The sequence below is a fragment of the Acidovorax sp. BoFeN1 genome (assembly GCF_003345135.1).
Classification (GTDB): Bacteria; Pseudomonadota; Gammaproteobacteria; order Burkholderiales; family Burkholderiaceae_C; genus Acidovorax; species Acidovorax defluvii.
The window spans coordinates 5001-20473 of the sequence record NZ_QOZT01000021.1; the positions used below are offsets into that span (position 1 = coordinate 5001).

Below are 15473 nucleotides of genomic sequence, written 5' to 3' on the forward strand. Positions count from 1 at the left end.
ATGTTCTGCTGCTGGACGAGCCCACCAATCATCTGGATCTTGACTCTATTGAATGGCTGGAGGACTTGCTGCTCGACTTTCCGGGCAGCGTTGTCACGATTACCCATGACCGGGCGTTCCTGGACCGGGTCGCAACCCGGATTGTGGAGCTGGACCGAGGACAGCTGCGCTCGTATCCCGGTAACTTCGCTCAGTACCTTGTGCAGAAGGAAGACCAGCTTGCGCAAGAAGCCGTAATTTCAGCCAAGGCAGACAAACTGCTGGCGCAGGAAGAGGTGTGGATTCGCAGGGGCGTGGAAGCGCGGCGTACCCGCAGCCAAAGCCGAATCAGCCGGCTTGAGCATCTACGCGCTCGTCGCGAGGCGCGGCGAGATGTTGTGGGCAGCGTCAAGATGGATGTCGCTACGGGTTCGCAAAACGGCTACCAGGGAAAAATCGTTGCCGAGCTGACCGGGGTTAGCAAGGCATTTGGCGACAAGACCATTGTTCGAAAATTCAGTGCCACGATCCTGCGCGGTGACAAGGTCGGGCTGATTGGTCCGAACGGTGCGGGAAAAACCACCTTGCTGAAGCTCATCCTGGGTGAACTTCAGCCTGACGAAGGCCAGATCCGCCAGGGTGCCAACTTGCAGGTGGCGTATTTTGACCAGATGCGACACGCGATCAACCTGGATGCCACCCTAGAGGACTTCATCAGCCCCGGCAGCGAGTGGATCGAGATTGGCGGACAGCGCAAGCATGTCAAAAGCTACCTGAGCGATTTCCTGTTTTCCCCGGCACGTGCACATTCACCTGTGAGGTCCCTGTCCGGCGGTGAGCGCAACCGACTATTGCTGGCGCGGCTGTTTGCGCGCCCCGCCAATGTGCTGGTGCTCGACGAGCCGACCAATGACCTGGACATCGACACGCTGGACTTGCTGGAAGATCTGCTGGAATCGTATGAAGGCACCGTATTTCTTGTAAGCCACGACCGCACCTTCCTGGACAACGTGGTAACCAGCACCATCGCTTTCGAAGGCGATGGCAACTGGCGTGAATACGAGGGCGGTGTGCAGGATTGGCTGATCCAATCCAAGCGAAGCCGGGCCCTGACGGCGGCTGCGCCCACCCCGAAGGAGCGCGCGACACAAAATTTGAGCGAAACAACGGCTGAGCGCTTATCAGATAAGCCTGAGCAGCTATCAAAAAAGAAACTTAGCTACAAAGAGCAACGAGAACTGGATCAATTGCCCCAACGCATCGCCGATCTGGAGGCCGAGCAAAAAACCTTGCAGGATGAACTGGCCGACGGCAAGGTGTACAGCCAGGACGCCGCCAGGGCAGCTACCCTCCACGCGCGCGAAGGAGAAATTGAGGAGCAACTGATGGCAGCGCTCGAACGCTGGTCAGCGCTTTCCACCTGACATGCTGATTTTTACAGGCCGCAAAGCGCTCCCAGCGCTTTGCGGGCAGCATCTCAGATGCGGTGGTGCAGGCGGTCGGTGGCTCCGCGCAACCGCGTGATCAAGGCGGAGGCAATCTGGTTCAACGGAAGCACCTCATCTGCCGCACCGTGGCCAATGGCCTCGCGCGGCATGCCAAACACGATGCAACTCGCTTCATCCTGCACATAGTTGTAGCTGCCTGCGTCCTTCATCTCCTTCATCGCAGCCGCTCCATCGTTGCCCATGCCCGTGAGCATGATGCCGAATGCATTGCGGCCCACCACGGCAGCCGCAGATTTGAAGAGCACCTCCACCGATGGCTTGTGACGATTGACTGGTGCGCCATCGTCCACCACCGCGACATAATTGGCGCCACTGCGCGCCACATGAAACTGGGTGCCACCGGGGGCAATATAGGCATGCCCCGGAAGGATGCGCTCACCATTGACCGCTTCCTTGACCGTGATCTGACACAAGCCATTGAGCCGCGCCGCAAAACTGGTGGTAAAGCCGGGCGGCATGTGCTGGGTGATCACAATCGCCGGCGAGTCTGCCGGCATCTGCACCAGCACTTCGCGAATTGCCTCCGTGCCGCCGGTCGATGCACCGATGCAAATCAGCTTTTCTGTCGACAACCGGCCCAGCAATGCCGTTGCTGGTGCAGGATGAGCAACCCCACCGGACGAAGCGGACGCAGCCACCTCACGCGGCGCAGAACGGCGCACCTGGGCCACCGCGGCCACCCGGATCTTGTCTACGATCAGGGAGGCGAGCTCATTGATTCCGCTCGCCAGCCCCACGCGCGGCTTGGCCACAAAATCCACGGCACCCAACTCCAGCGCTTTCATGGTGACCTCTGCACCGCGCTCTGTCAGGGTGGAAATCATCACCACCGGCATAGGTCGCAAGCGCATCAATCGGCCAAGAAAATCAATGCCGTCCATGCGCGGCATCTCAACGTCCAAGGTGATCACATCGGGGTTCAGTTCGCGAATCATTTCGCGTGCGACCAGTGGATCGTTCGCCGTGCCAACGCACTCCATGTCCCTCTGTCGGTTGATGATTTCCGCGAGCAAGCTGCGCACCAGCGCCGAATCATCCACCACCACCACTCGAATTTTCTTGCTCATTCCCTCACACCTTCCTCAAAACAGATCCACCGAACCACCAGATGTGGTCTTGGCAACGATCGCTGCATTGCCGCGAACCTCCTGAGCCACAAGTGTTTCGGGGTGGGTATGGGCCAGCCGCTTGACCATGGCTTTGCCGGTTACGGGGAAAAAAACCACTTTGCGTGGATAGATATCCAGCACGTCCTCAGACATGATGGGAATACGTTCCGTCTGAAGATAGTTCAGCACGAAATTGGTGTTGCGCTCTCCCACATTCATCGTGGTGAAGTTGTGCATGACCTGGGCTCCGCCAAAAATCTTGGCTTGCATCGTCTCACGCCGGGCGCCGAGCTTGAGCATCTCATTGATCAGCAACTCCATGGCGTAAGACCCATAGCGGCCCGAGGCATCTGCCATATCCCCGTCTGGAAGCATGAAATGGTTCATTCCACCAATGCGGGCTCTGCTGTCCCACAGGCAAGCCGCAATGCATGACCCCAGCACCGTCATGATGATCATGTTCTCGTCCGACACAAAGTATTCACCCGGCAACACCTTCACAGCGTTGTGCTGGAAATGATGGTCGGCGTAAAAAAACGATGCCTCACCAGGTTTGCGCGCCTGGGCTTTCAACCCCTGCAGCGACGACTCTTTCGCAACCGCAGTGCCAGTGGAGTAAACGTCTGCGCTCAAGGGGGCAATGCGCGGCGCACGCCGCCGCTCTGTGGTGTCAAATGCCATGGGAATGGCTCCCTGAAAGACCAGTGGCCAAATGGCGCCGGATCATAGGTTGGTCGTGGAAACTGCGTGGCATCAGTGAGGCTGTCAACGCCGTTCGTACACCGTTTTGCCACGCAGGGTAAAGAGATCCCGTGATTCGCTGAAATTTTCGGCATGGCCAACGAACAACATTCCGCCCGGCTTGAGCACCCGATGGATTCGCTCCAGCACCTTCCGCTGGGTCGGGGCGTCAAAATAAATCATGACATTGCGACAAAAAACCACATCAAAAGGCTCCCGGAAAGGCCAGTCGTCGCGGATCAGGTTCACGCTGATGAACTCGATTGCCTTACGCATCTCGGGTTTGGCGCGAACCATGCCTTCATTGCCGGCCTTTCCACGCAGGAAAAAATGCCGAAGGCGCTCGGGGCTGAGCCCTTTGACGTTATCCACCCGATAAACACCTTGTGCCGCAGTCGCCAGTACGCGCGAGTCGATATCACTGGCCGTCAGCTTGAAAGGCGCATTCGGGCCCAGCGCTTCCAGCGCAGTCATGACAATGGAATATGGCTCTTCCCCGGTGGATGCTGCATTGCACCAAACCCGCCACGGCGTGCCAGAAGGCTTGCTCTTCAGATGCGCAGCAAAAATTTCAAAATGGTGCTGTTCACGGAAAAATGCCGTCAAATTGGTGGTCAAGGCATTCACGAACTCTTGCCACTCGGGACCGTCATGCTTTTCCAGCCAGCTCAGATACTCGTTAAAGCTCGTATGCCCCGTCTCCCTGAGACGACGCGAGAGTCGGCTGTAAACCATTGCGTGCTTGCCATCGTGCAAACTGATGCCAGCGCGCTGGTAAATGAGCCCCTGGACCCGCGCGAAATCGGCCGTTGTCCAGACAAATTCACGCCCTTGCGAAAGGGGGCCGGAGGACGCCGTTGCAGCAACGGCAGTATCCGCCCTGCCGGAAAGAGTGCGCGTTCGCGCCGCAGTTGAAGCGGTGGCAGTCGAGGACATGTGTTTCCTGTTCGCTCCATAGGGCCAGTGAAAAAACTCACCGGCCTGTGTTTCCCTAGGCCAACATTTGAATGGCCCAATCGTGCTACTCGTCCGTAGTCACCAAACCCATGTCCACACTGGACATCAATTTTTCAATGTCCAGCAGGATGAGCATGCGCTCGCCTACCGAGCCCAGACCCAAGATACAACTGTTGTCGATGGCGCTTTCAATATCGGGGGCGGCGCGAACACTGCCCGAGGCCAGTTCCATGACATCGCTGACCGAGTCCACCACAATCCCGACCACACGCTGACGCAGATTCAGAATGATCACCACCGTAAAGGTGTTGTAGTCGGCCTGGGTGCAGTTGAACTTGATGCGCATGTCCACGATGGGCACGATCGTTCCCCGCAAATTGACCACGCCTTTGATGAACTCTGGTGCATTGGCAATGCGGGTGGGAGGCTCGTAACCCCGAATTTCCTGAACCTTCAGGATGTCGATGCCGTACTCTTCCTGGTCGAGCCTGAACGTCAGATACTCCCGGGCACTGGACGCAGTGGTTTCTTCTGATTTTTCCATCACACTCATGGTGATTCTTCCTTTCAAGACAGCGCCTGCAACAACCGGCGCAGGCGCAAGAATCTAGTGGCGTGCCCGTCGCACCAGCCCACCCGTATCCAGAATAAGGGCCACAGTGCCGTCGCCCAAAATCGTGGCCCCCGACACATTGGGAACTTTGCGATAGTTGGATTCGAGGTTCTTGACTACCACTTGGTGCTGACCCAGCAACTCATCCACCAGCAGGGCGACACGGCTACCGTCTGCTTCCACTACCACCATGATGTTGCTGGACTTGCTGGCGTCGAAGCGAGGCACCTGGAAAATCTTTTCCAGGGCAATCACGGGCATGTATTCGTCCCGCACCTTGACCAACTGCGACCCTTGCGCCACTGTGCTGACATCTTCGGGGTTGACCTGGAACGACTCGACCACCGACGACAACGGAAGAATGTAGACCTCGTCGCTGACGCCCACGGACATGCCATCCATGATGGCCAACGTCAGGGGCAGGCGCACGGACACCCTCATCCCGTAGCCTTCTGCCGAATCGATCTCGACCGAGCCGTTGAGCGCCGCAATGTTTCGCTTGACAACGTCCATTCCCACACCACGGCCTGACACGTCCGTAACCTCATCGGCGGTGGAAAATCCCGGTGCAAAGATAAGCTGCCAGACATCGGCGTCACTCATGTGCTCGGACACATCGAGGCCGCGCTCCTGCGCTTTGCTCAGTATCTTTTCGCGCGACAGCCCTTTGCCGTCATCTCGCACCTCGATCACGATCGAGCCGCCCTGGTGAGAGGCTGATAGCGTAATGGTGCCGTGCTCCGGTTTGCCTTTTGCCAGACGATCGGCAGGCATTTCGATGCCGTGATCGCAACTGTTTCGCACCAGGTGAGTCAACGGGTCGGTGATTTTTTCAACCAGACCCTTGTCGAGTTCGGTGGCCTCACCCAGCGTCACAAAATCCACCTTCTTCCCGAGTTTGTTCGCCAGATCACGCAGCATGCGTGGAAAACGGCTGAACACGATCGACATGGGAATCATGCGAATCGACATGACCGATTCCTGAAGATCACGGGTGTTGCGATCAAGATCCGCCAGCCCCGCCAGCAACTGCTGGTAGGCGCCCGCATCAAGGCCTCGGCTGTTTTGCGCAAGCATGGCCTGGGTGATTACCAGCTCACCCACCAGGTTGATCAGCTGATCCACCTTGTTCACAGCCACCCGGATCGTCGTCGATTCCATCTGGGCCTGACTCTGCGCCTTGGGCTCTCCCGCCGTCTTGGCAACCGCTGGCTTGACGCCTGCGGTTACGGGCGGCGCAGCCACCAGCGCGGGGGCGGTCTCGGCGGGCGCGCCAGGCGCATCATGAAAGAAACCATAGGGCACTTCTGCTGCGGTGCCGGATGGCGCCGCCTGCTCGACTGTTATGGCACCTGACCTCGCTGCGTCGCTGATGGCCACCTGCTCCTTGGCAACATGAAACGCAAAGAGGTCCAGCAGATCATCGTTGGTTGATGTGGTTTCAACGGCAAATCGGCGGGTGGCGGGCTCGATAACGGGCAAATCGCTGATAGAACCCAGACCCGGGATGTCTCGGAAGAGTTCCTTGATGGCATCTGCCTGCGCTGGTCGCTCCAGCGGGCCTATCTGGATATGGAGCTGGCGCGGCTGCCCGGGCAGCACAGCCGGTGCTGGCGCCAGAGCGGGCGGCGGCGCTACAACGGCGACCTCAGGAACCACTGCCGGCACCACGGGTGCAGGCGCATCCCCCGCTGGAACCCGGCCTGCGGCCAGCTCGCTAATGCGGTGCACAAGCTCGGTGGTAGAGACCGCCTCGCCCTGCTCTCCCGCTTGGTGGCGCGCCAACAGACTGCGCGAGGCGTCTGCCGATTCGAGCAATACGTCCACCATTTGCGGAATGGGCTGAAGTTCGTGCCGCCGCAAGCGGTCCAGCAGAGACTCCATCTGGTGCGTCAATTCCGCCACATCGGCAAACCCGAACGTGGCGGCGCCGCCCTTGATGGAGTGCGCGCACCGAAAAATGCCGTTGAGCTCTTCGTCGTTGGCATTGACCAGGTCCAGATTCAGCAGCATATGCTCCATCTGGTCGAGGTTTTCACCTGCTTCTTCGAAAAAGATTTGATAGAACTGGCTCAGATCAAAATCTGCGCCAGATCCCGATCCTTCTTGATAGGTTTCCGCCATGGAGGCTCCTGTTGTCTTGCTTATCCCGGTCCGTGCGGATCAGCGGATAACTTTCTGAATTACTTCAATCAATCGGTTCGGATCGAAAGGTTTTACCAGCCATCCCGTGGCACCTGCGGCACGGCCTGCCTGTTTCATCTGGTCACTGGATTCAGTGGTCAGAATCAGGATGGGAATAGTCTTGAATTTGGGGTGCTCGCGCAGCTTGCGCGTGAGACCAATGCCGTCGAGCCGGGGCATGTTCTGGTCCGCCAGTACGAGGTGGATGTCGTGAGCTTCTGCTTTTTCCAGGGCATCCTGCCCATCCACGGCTTCCACCACATGGTAGCCCGCACCCGTGAGGGTAAAAGACACCATCTTTCGCATGGAAGGTGAATCATCTACGGCAAGGATCGATTGCATGTAAGGCTCCAACTAACTTGTGTATATAGGTTAACCAGTGATGCGAGCATCAAAACAGATCCACAGAACCCGCATCCATCTCGCTCTGGGTCACGGGATTGGGGCGATCAGGGGCCATTTCAGCAAATGGAGCCGCCTCTTCACCCTCTTCGTGCCCCATGGCTTCAGATGCAAGCCGAAAGGCGCAGCCCTGAAGCACCTTGGTGGTATGCCAGATCAACTGAGAAGCCATGTCCTGAAACTGCAACTCGGTCACTGCTTTGCGCAATGCTGCTCGTGCAGCCACCAACTCTGGCGCATCCTTCACCACCGCATCGGACAACGCTGCATTGGCTTCGTCAAAACGCTCCAGCAAGTTGTCGGTGGCGTGGTTCAACAGCCCCTCAAGCCGATGCAAATCATGCATGACCACCAGCAACGAATCCTGCAGTTCCGCTGCCACCATGACGGGGACCTGTACTCCGGGGCCTCCGGAGGGTGTGAGCGTAGATTGCATCGTTTTCCATCCCGGCAAATATTGCAAAGCACGCGAAAAAATGGGCCCTGCGGAATCGATTGCCAAGCACCAGACTTACACCTTACAAGGTGCTGCCCATCTGACACCTCGCGCCGCACATGCCCCACGAGATAACACTATTTGTTCCAATATGTATCCTATGATAGCGCTCCTATGGTCAAAGCAATACAAGACCATCACCTAAAAATCCTTCATCTTGAGGATTCTCTCGCCGACCACGGGCTTGCCAAAGCTGCCTTGCGACGCTCGGGGATGGCATGCACGGTTCAGCACGTCGACACGCTAGAGGCCTTTCAGACCCTGACGGCACACCATTCGTTCGACATCATTCTGGCGGACTACCGTTTGGCAGGTTTTACGGCGCTTGATGCGTGGCAGCATGTTGCGCAATTGCATCAACATCCGCCTTTTGTCCTGCTCTCCGGGGCCATCGGGGAGGCCGCAGCAGTTGACGCCATGCGGCTGGGAATTGCGGATTATCTTTCCAAGGATGACATGGCTCGCCTGCCCCATGTCATATCCCGGGCGTTGGAGGTGCACGAGGCGAGAATAACGCGCGAACAGGCGGTGGCCGAACTGGCCGCCTCCCAAAGACGCCTGGCAGACCTGACCGAGCACCTTCAAACCTCCATTGAGCAAGAGCGTGCAGCAATCGCCCGGGAGATCCACGACGATATCGGGGGAGCCCTCACGGCTGTCCGGTTTGATCTTGCCTGGATCGGGCGCCACGCCCAGGATCGCGCGATGCAGGAGCACGCCACGGCCGCAGCTGACATGCTCCAGCATGCCATTGGCGCCAGCCAGCGCATCATGATGAACCTGCGCCCACCCATCCTTGATCAGGGCCTGGTCGCCGCCGTTCAGTGGCTGGCCAGCAGTTTCGAGCGCCGCACCGGCGTCACAACCGTGGTCCGCACAAGCAGCGGGGCCGTGGACATTCCTGCCGAAGTTCAGTTGGTAGCCTATCGCACCGCTCAGGAAGCACTGACCAACGTTGCAAAATATGCTGCGCCCCAGTCCGTTCACATCGAACTTGCAGACAGCGAAGGCGTATTGACACTGGAGGTCGCCGACGACGGGTGCGGAATTGAACCCGCCATGCGCGAAAAACCCAAGGCTTTTGGGCTGAAGGGGCTGCAGGAGCGCGCACGCACCGTGAACGGCTGGCTGGACATCAGCAGCCACCCCGGAAAAGGCACCAGCGTGATTCTTTCCGTTCCCCTTGCATCGCGCCACAATGCACCAGATGAAGGAGCCTCACAGTGATTCATGTTGTGTTGTGCGATGACCATGCTGTCTTGCGCCGCGGAATACGCGATACGCTGGCGGAGGCGCCAGACATCCTTGTCACCGGCGAGGCGGGTGGTTACTCGGAATTGCGCGAAGTGCTGCGTGCCGCCCCATGCGATGTACTGCTGCTGGACTTGAACATGCCGGGGCGCAGCGGCTTAGAAGTGCTGGCCAGCGTACGCGAAACCCACTCTGCCATCAAGGTGCTGGTGGTTTCGATGTATCCAGAAGACCAGTATGCGCTGCGCTGTCTGCGTGCCGGCGCACAGGGTTATGCCAACAAGGCAAGTGACCCCGTCGAGCTCATTGCAGCCGTGCGCACCGTGATGCAGGGGCGCAAATACCTCACCCCCGAAGTCGCCCAAATGCTGGCGGAAAGCCTCGCACAACCAGCGCCCGAAGTGCCCCATGCAGCGCTCTCCGAGCGGGAACTGCAGACGCTGGTCAAGATTGCCTCGGGACGCAAGCTTTCGGATATCGCTGAAGAATTGATGCTCAGTCCCAAGACCGTCAGCGTATACCGCTCCCGCGTTCTTGAAAAGCTCAAGCTCACCAACAATGCTGAACTGACGGTCTACGCCATCCGCAACGAACTGGTTTGACGCCTTTGGCTAGCGCTGAGCCGCAAAAAGATCCATGACCTGTTGCATCAGGGTCAACACTGGCTGCTCCAGCATGGGCAATGTGGCGGCAATGCCGAGCAAGCCGACTGTCAGCGTCACAGGAAAACCCACCGCGTAGATATTCATCTGCGGGGCCACGCGGGAAATGATGCCCAAGGTCAGGTTGACAAAGGTCAGCAGCGCGATCATTGGCAGCGCAATCCACAAGGCGCTGGAGAACAGCGATGCTCCCAGTTCGTGCAAGCGCATCTGCCCCAGTGCCTGCAGAAAGTTTCCGTCGGCTGGAAAGCTGTCAAAACTCTTGACCACGGCCATCAGCACCATCAAGTGCCCATTGATGACCACAAAGAGCAAGGTCGCCATGTGCCCAAAGAAACGTGCCACAGCGCTGACCTGCGCGTTGCTCGCCGGGTCGAAGAACGAAGCGAAATTCAGGCCCATTTGCAGACCGATGATTTCGCCCGCCAGCTCCACGGCCGAAAAAACCAGCCGCACTGCGAATCCAATGGCCAGGCCCACCACCACTTGCTGAGCAACGGCCCCCAAGGCCTCGCGCCCGTTCACACTGATCACCGGCTGGTCCGTCAAAACCGCCTGCGCGCACAGTGCGACCAGAAAAGCCAGCCCCACCTTGACCCGCATGGGAATGGCACGCATGGAAAACACGGGGGCCACCGTAAAAACGGCCAGCACACGCAAAAACGGCCAAAGAATGGGTGAAATCCAGGCAACCAGCTGTGCCTCGGTGAAAGTGATCACGAAAACCCCACCGGGGAGGACTGACGCACTGAAACCCCGTGAAAGGTGCTTTTCACACGTTCTGGAGAGCTCTCGCCAGCCGCGCAGCCCGGATACATGACCACATCACTCGTCAGTTGACGCAACATGCTCACTTCCCGCGCACCACAGGCCAAATCACCCGATCACCGACGGAATCGATTCAATGGTCCGGCGGATGTAATCCACCAGCGTACTGATCATCCACGGACCAGCCACCGCAAAGACCACCATGGCAGCAATGAGCTTGGGAACAAAGGCCAGGGTTGCCTCGTGGATCTGCGTCACCGCCTGAAAGATACTGACCAGCAAGCCAACCGCCATCACAACGCCCAGCACGGGCATGGCGATCATCAGTAGCAAGGTAAGCGCCTCGCGCCCCATGGTCAAAACCAGCTGAGATGTCATAACACGGCTTCCTCAGGTCACAAAACTGGCGGCCAGTGAGCCAATCAGCAAATTCCAGCCATCTGCCAGGACAAACAGCATGAGCTTGAATGGCAACGCCACCAGCACCGGCGACAGCATCATCATGCCCAAGGACATCAGGATGCTGGACACCACCATGTCAATGACCAGGAAGGGAATGAAAATCATGAACCCGATCTGGAATGCCGACTTGAGCTCGCTCGTCACAAACGCCGGCACCAACACGCGCAGGGGCGCAGTTTCGGCCGTGACCGATGCGTCCAGCCGCGCAAGGCGAGAAAACAGCGCAAAGTCGGACTGGCGGGTCTGCTTGAGCATGAACTCCCGCATCGGGGCCTCTGCTTTTTCCACCGCCACCTCAAAACTGATGGCGTTGGTGGTGTACGGCACATAGGCGTCCTTGTAGACGCGGTCCAGCGTGGGCCCCATGACAAAGAACGTGAGAAACAACGACAAGCCGATGATGACCTGATTGGGCGGAGCAGACTGCGTGCCCAGGGCCTGGCGCAACAGCGACAACACAATGACGATGCGGGTGAATCCCGTCATCATCAAAAGCACCGCCGGCAAGAATGACAGCGCCGTGAAGAACAGCAATGTCTGTATAGGTACGGAAAAGCTGGTTCCCGCGTTGCCCGATCCGACGAGCAGGGGCAACGAACCGCCACTTTGAGCGATGGCCGGCACATGAACCATGGTCAGCGCGCAAAACCCCACCAGCCATACCACCGGGCGCGATGCACCCCAAGCCCTGTTGCGGCATCCACCGGCCAATTCAGACATGGGAGGCCTTTTCGGGGGGTTGTGCGGCCAGCGCCATTGCACCGGCAAACGAGGCCGCAGGAGCTCCCTGCTGGTGGGCAGGGGATCCGATGACATGCAGACAGGTGATGCTCTGGGCCGTCACCCCCAACACCAGACACGCGCGGGCCCCTTCCGGCCCCACCTCCACGGTCACCACGCGCTGCTGTGGCCCAACCGCCACGGCCGAGAGCACGCGAGACGAAGCGCCCCCAGGGGCACCACCTGCCGCCTGGCGCAACTGCACGCGCCGCACCAGCCACGGCAATGCCGCCATGGCCGCCACAAACAGCACCACAATGACAAGCGTCTGGGTCATGCCAGCACTATCCACGGCTGACCCGCCGCAGGCGCTCCGATGGCGTCACCACATCGGTAAGACGAATGCCGAACTTGTCGTTCACCACCACCACCTCACCCTGCGCAATCAGGTAGCCATTGACCAGCACATCCATAGGCTCACCCGCCAGCGCATCAAGCTCGACCACCGATCCCTGGGCCAGCTGAAGGATGTACTTGATGGGGACCTTGGTGCGCCCCAGCTCCACAGACAGCTGCACGGGAATGTCGAGCACCATGTTGATGTCATTGACCGTTCCGTCCCCTGCGCCAGAGAACGGGCGAACCGGTTCGCCGGACAACGGACCACCCTGCTCCGCATCACCGGGCTTGTCATCGGTGCGCTTTTGCTCTTCCAGCGCCTCGGCCCAACCAGCAAACGGATCGTCCGCACTGTTGTCTTTACCGTCGTTGTTGTCTTCAGTGGACATCTTTTTCTCCAAGCCAGCTCATATCCGCATTGCGCAGGCATTCTTCAATGCGAATCGCATATTTGGAATTGTGGGTGCCATACTGGCACTCAAAAATAGGCACTCCCCCAATGGAGGCACGAATACGGGGTTCCCTGTCCAGCTCGATGAAATCGCCGGGCTTCATGGCCAGCAGTTGTTCCACGGTGGCGTCCGCTCGCGCCAGCTCCGCCACCAAGGTGACTTCAGCCGCCTGGATTTCGCGGGTCAGAACCCGCACCCAGCGGCGATCCACCTCGATCGAGTCACCCTGCGTGGATGAATACAGCACATCCCGGATCGGCTCCAGGGTCGCATAGGGCATGCAGATGTGGATGGCGCCAGACAGGTCGCCAATCTCCAGCTGAAAGGCTGTAGACACCACAATTTCGCTGGGCGTCGCGATGTTAGCGAACTGGGGCTGCATTTCCGATCGCTGGTATTCCGGTTCCAGCGGATAGATACCGTGCCACGCCTTCTTGTATTCGGTGCAGATGACATCCACCAGCCGGTTGATCACGCGCTGCTCGGTGGGGGAAAAATCACGCCCCTCGATCCGGGCCTGAAATTTGCCCACGCCGCCATACAGCGTGTCAATGATGCCGAACACCAGCGAGGGTTCACACACGATCAGCCCACTGCCCCGCAACGGCCGAATAGCCACAATGTTGAAGTTGGTGGGAACCGCCAGCTCGCGCAGAAAAGCGCTGTAGCGCTGCACCGAAACGGTGCCCACGGATATCTCGGGGCTGCGGCGGATGAAGTTGAACAAGCCGATGCGGAAGTTGCGCGCAAACCGCTCGTTGACGATTTCCATCGTCGGCATGCGGCCACGAACAATACGCTCCTGGCTGGAGATGTCGTAGTTGCGGACGGCCCCCGCCTCGGCGACTTCCTCTACCGATTTCTGACTCTCTCCGGTGACCCCTTCCAGAAGGGCATCTACCTCTTCCTGGGATAGAAACGAATCACTCATGGGGAAATCCTTGCCAGCTCACTGGATGATGAAACTGGAAAACAACACCCGCTGTACAGGGTTCTTCTCAACCTTGCGACGCGCAGCGGGCTCTTCAGAATCATCGTCCTGCACCTCGCGACGGGGCTTCGCCGACGACACCGAATAACCCAGCGGGCGAGAGACCTCTCGCAGGATATCGGCGGCCAGTTTTTCCTTGCCCTCGCGCTGCAAGAGCTCTTCCGAGGTGCGCTGCGAGGTGAGCATGAGAATTCCGCTGCGGATACTGGGCAGGTACTGCTTGATCTGCTCTGCCGTCTTGGCGTCCGACACTTCGAGCGTGATACCGATTTGCGCAAAACGGTCGCCACCCGGGTCGGCAAGATTGACCACCATGTTTTCCATGGGCAGGAAAGTGGGCACCACCTTGACCGCCTCCTTGCGCACTGGTTCGGCACCTTCTTCATCCTCGGCAGCCTGCGACCGGCTGGCAAGGAACCATGCGGCGCCAGCGCCCACAATGACCAGCAAGACAAGCACTGCGCCGATCACGATCAGCTTCTTGCTTTTGGCCTTGACCGGCGCGGCGGCGGGGGGAGTGGCAGACACGTTGAAAATTCCTTGGGGTAGAAAGCAGACAGCGTCCGCGCCCGAAGGAACGCAGGATCAACTGGAAACCCATTATTGGGCGAAGGGCCGACCAATAATAGCCAGAATAAAAGCCCAAAACCACGGCATTCCACCACCTCAGCCCGCAAACGCTGCGGGAGCGGGCGTTAAAAATCCTTGCGCCCGTCCGCAATCTCAGCGCCTCGGAGCCAGGACATCACACAAAGATGTCCACCGCACGGTCAGATGCGCCGCCGTTGTGCCGCGCCGTTACCGCTGCGGACGGCACGGACGCCACCACTTGCGCACGCCGCTCACCGCCCCGGCCCTGGCGCTGTCCGGAATCGTTCGGCGAAGCGCCATCCCGTGCCGTTGTCCCCACCGTGGTGCCCGCCAACACCAAGCCCTCGTTGTGCAATAAATCCCGCAACTGGGCCATGCTCGAATCCAGCAACTCACGGGTCTGCGCCTGGTCGCTGCGAAACGTCACATGGGCCTCACTGCCCGAGAGCGACACGGTCACCTGCACCGGCTGTCCATCGCGGTCCAGCGTCATTTCAGCGTTCTGCGTTTTCTGGTTCACCCAGTAGGCGACCTGGTCCGCAATCTGCTCTTCGGCCCCCGCCAGCGTGGGGTCCGCAAACACTGCGGCACCCTCCAAGCCTGCCGTCTCCGGGCCCGCCTGCACAGCGCCCGGGCTACCCCAAGCCGCGTCTGCGGACGGGCGTCCACCGGCGTCACCACTGGTGGCACTGCCTCCGCGCGGGGACACCCGGCTTTCCGCAAAGAGATCCAGGGCTGGGGCTCCTGCCGCACCGCCCAGGTCCCCCAGCAAATTGCTCCCGCCACGCGATCCGGCCTCGGCCAGTGGCCCGCCTACCAACCGCGAGTCCACCACCGCCTGAGTGCCCTGCATTGCAGAGAAAGCCGTGACTAGGGCCTGCTTTTTTTCTGCCCCATTGGCGCCGGCCGCTGCTGCAGAAACCACGCCGGACACATCGCCCCTGCCCTGAGACAGCGCATTGTGGTGTCGCGAGAAAATGCGGCCATAGCCCACCGCAGCGCCATTGGGAGGCTTCGCGCCCGCAGCCTCGGCGGCACCATCCTGCAGCGCCGTCTGCGCCACCAGCCCATCGGCTGCCGCAAGCCAGTCGGAACCCGCCATCCCAGACAACCCGGTCATGGCACCACCCCCAGGCACAGCCCCCCCATTGCCAGTTGCCACCGTAAAACCGGTCGCCGCAGTTCTCG

18 protein-coding genes (1 of these 18 only partly in view) are annotated in these 15473 nt (G+C 59.4%); 3 read left to right on the forward strand and 15 right to left on the reverse strand.

The features are described 5' to 3' along the window. Window positions 1-1403, forward strand: partial view of an ATP-binding cassette domain-containing protein gene (locus DTW89_RS07270; RefSeq protein ID WP_114655481.1) — the 3' portion only. The gene continues 496 nt to the left of window position 1, outside the view; 1403 of the gene's 1899 nt are visible here — the last part of the coding sequence; its start codon lies off the left edge, out of view; it ends in the stop codon at window positions 1401-1403. 53 nt (window positions 1404-1456) lie between these two features. Here DTW89_RS07270 and DTW89_RS07275 read toward each other — a convergent pair whose 3' ends face one another. From DTW89_RS07275 to DTW89_RS07305, 7 genes are all read right to left on the reverse strand, one after another. After that, window positions 1457-2554, reverse strand: a complete 1098-nt coding sequence (locus DTW89_RS07275) for a protein-glutamate methylesterase/protein-glutamine glutaminase (protein WP_024813996.1) — start codon at window positions 2552-2554, stop codon at window positions 1457-1459. Window positions 2555-2569: 15 nt separating this feature from the next. After that, window positions 2570-3277 (reverse strand): chemoreceptor glutamine deamidase CheD, encoded by a 708-nt coding sequence (gene cheD / locus DTW89_RS07280; protein ID WP_051463464.1) that lies wholly within the window; start codon window positions 3275-3277, stop codon window positions 2570-2572. Window positions 3278-3361: 84 nt separating this feature from the next. Then, window positions 3362-4273 carry a CheR family methyltransferase gene (locus DTW89_RS07285; RefSeq protein WP_114655455.1) on the reverse strand — a complete coding sequence of 304 codons (912 nt, stop codon included), beginning with the start codon at window positions 4271-4273 and terminating at the stop codon, window positions 3362-3364. Window positions 4274-4358: 85 nt separating this feature from the next. Next, entirely contained in the window at window positions 4359-4847 is a 489-nt protein-coding gene (locus DTW89_RS07290) for a chemotaxis protein CheW (protein ID WP_024813993.1), read from the reverse strand. A gap of 54 nt (window positions 4848-4901) precedes the next feature. Then, on the reverse strand, window positions 4902-7031 hold the full coding sequence (locus DTW89_RS07295; protein WP_114655456.1) for a chemotaxis protein CheW: 2130 nt from the start codon (window positions 7029-7031) through the stop codon (window positions 4902-4904). Window positions 7032-7070: 39 nt separating this feature from the next. Continuing rightward, on the reverse strand, window positions 7071-7433 hold the full coding sequence (locus tag DTW89_RS07300) for a response regulator (protein ID WP_024813991.1): 363 nt from the start codon (window positions 7431-7433) through the stop codon (window positions 7071-7073). A 49-nt stretch (window positions 7434-7482) separates the two neighbouring features. Beyond that, a complete protein-coding gene (locus DTW89_RS07305) occupies window positions 7483-7929 on the reverse strand; it encodes a hypothetical protein (RefSeq protein ID WP_114655457.1) in 447 nt (148 codons plus the stop codon). Window positions 7930-8103: 174 nt separating this feature from the next. On the opposite strand from DTW89_RS07305, the gene DTW89_RS07310 reads away from it, so the two are divergent. Together DTW89_RS07310 and DTW89_RS07315 are read left to right on the forward strand one after the other, a co-directional pair. Further along, window positions 8104-9216 carry a hybrid sensor histidine kinase/response regulator gene (locus tag DTW89_RS07310; RefSeq protein WP_114655458.1) on the forward strand — a complete coding sequence of 371 codons (1113 nt, stop codon included), beginning with the start codon at window positions 8104-8106 and terminating at the stop codon, window positions 9214-9216. Further along, the gene (locus tag DTW89_RS07315; RefSeq protein ID WP_024813988.1) at window positions 9213-9842 is read left to right on the forward strand and encodes a response regulator; all 630 of its coding nucleotides are present in this window, start codon (window positions 9213-9215) and stop codon (window positions 9840-9842) included. The genes DTW89_RS07310 and DTW89_RS07315 overlap by 4 nt, the downstream gene beginning before the upstream one ends. Before the next feature lie 9 nt (window positions 9843-9851). On the opposite strand, the gene fliR is transcribed toward DTW89_RS07315, so the two are convergent. The 8 genes from fliR to DTW89_RS19695 all read right to left on the reverse strand — a co-directional run bounded on the left by fliR (window position 9852) and on the right by DTW89_RS19695 (window position 15405). Beyond that, the gene (gene fliR, locus DTW89_RS07320) at window positions 9852-10622 is read right to left on the reverse strand and encodes a flagellar biosynthetic protein FliR (RefSeq protein ID WP_114655459.1); all 771 of its coding nucleotides are present in this window, start codon (window positions 10620-10622) and stop codon (window positions 9852-9854) included. A gap of 156 nt (window positions 10623-10778) precedes the next feature. Continuing rightward, on the reverse strand, window positions 10779-11048 hold the full coding sequence (fliQ, locus tag DTW89_RS07325; RefSeq protein WP_024813986.1) for a flagellar biosynthesis protein FliQ: 270 nt from the start codon (window positions 11046-11048) through the stop codon (window positions 10779-10781). A gap of 12 nt (window positions 11049-11060) precedes the next feature. Further along, a complete protein-coding gene (gene fliP, locus DTW89_RS07330) occupies window positions 11061-11765 on the reverse strand; it encodes a flagellar type III secretion system pore protein FliP (protein WP_114655482.1) in 705 nt (234 codons plus the stop codon). A 79-nt stretch (window positions 11766-11844) separates the two neighbouring features. Continuing rightward, window positions 11845-12189 carry a FliO/MopB family protein gene (locus DTW89_RS07335; protein ID WP_114655460.1) on the reverse strand — a complete coding sequence of 115 codons (345 nt, stop codon included), beginning with the start codon at window positions 12187-12189 and terminating at the stop codon, window positions 11845-11847. Between the two features lie 7 nt (window positions 12190-12196). Continuing rightward, entirely contained in the window at window positions 12197-12640 is a 444-nt protein-coding gene (gene fliN / locus DTW89_RS07340) for a flagellar motor switch protein FliN (RefSeq protein WP_024813983.1), read from the reverse strand. Then, complete coding sequence (gene fliM, locus DTW89_RS07345) at window positions 12630-13634, reverse strand: flagellar motor switch protein FliM (RefSeq protein ID WP_114655461.1); 1005 nt, start codon at window positions 13632-13634, stop codon at window positions 12630-12632. The genes fliN and fliM overlap by 11 nt, the downstream gene beginning before the upstream one ends. Window positions 13635-13652: 18 nt before the next feature. Then, window positions 13653-14222, reverse strand: a complete 570-nt coding sequence (locus tag DTW89_RS07350) for a flagellar basal body-associated FliL family protein (protein WP_114655462.1) — start codon at window positions 14220-14222, stop codon at window positions 13653-13655. Between the two features lie 217 nt (window positions 14223-14439). Beyond that, window positions 14440-15405, reverse strand: a complete 966-nt coding sequence (locus DTW89_RS19695) for a flagellar hook-length control protein FliK (RefSeq protein ID WP_236637065.1) — start codon at window positions 15403-15405, stop codon at window positions 14440-14442. Window positions 15406-15473: the final 68 nt, after the last annotated feature.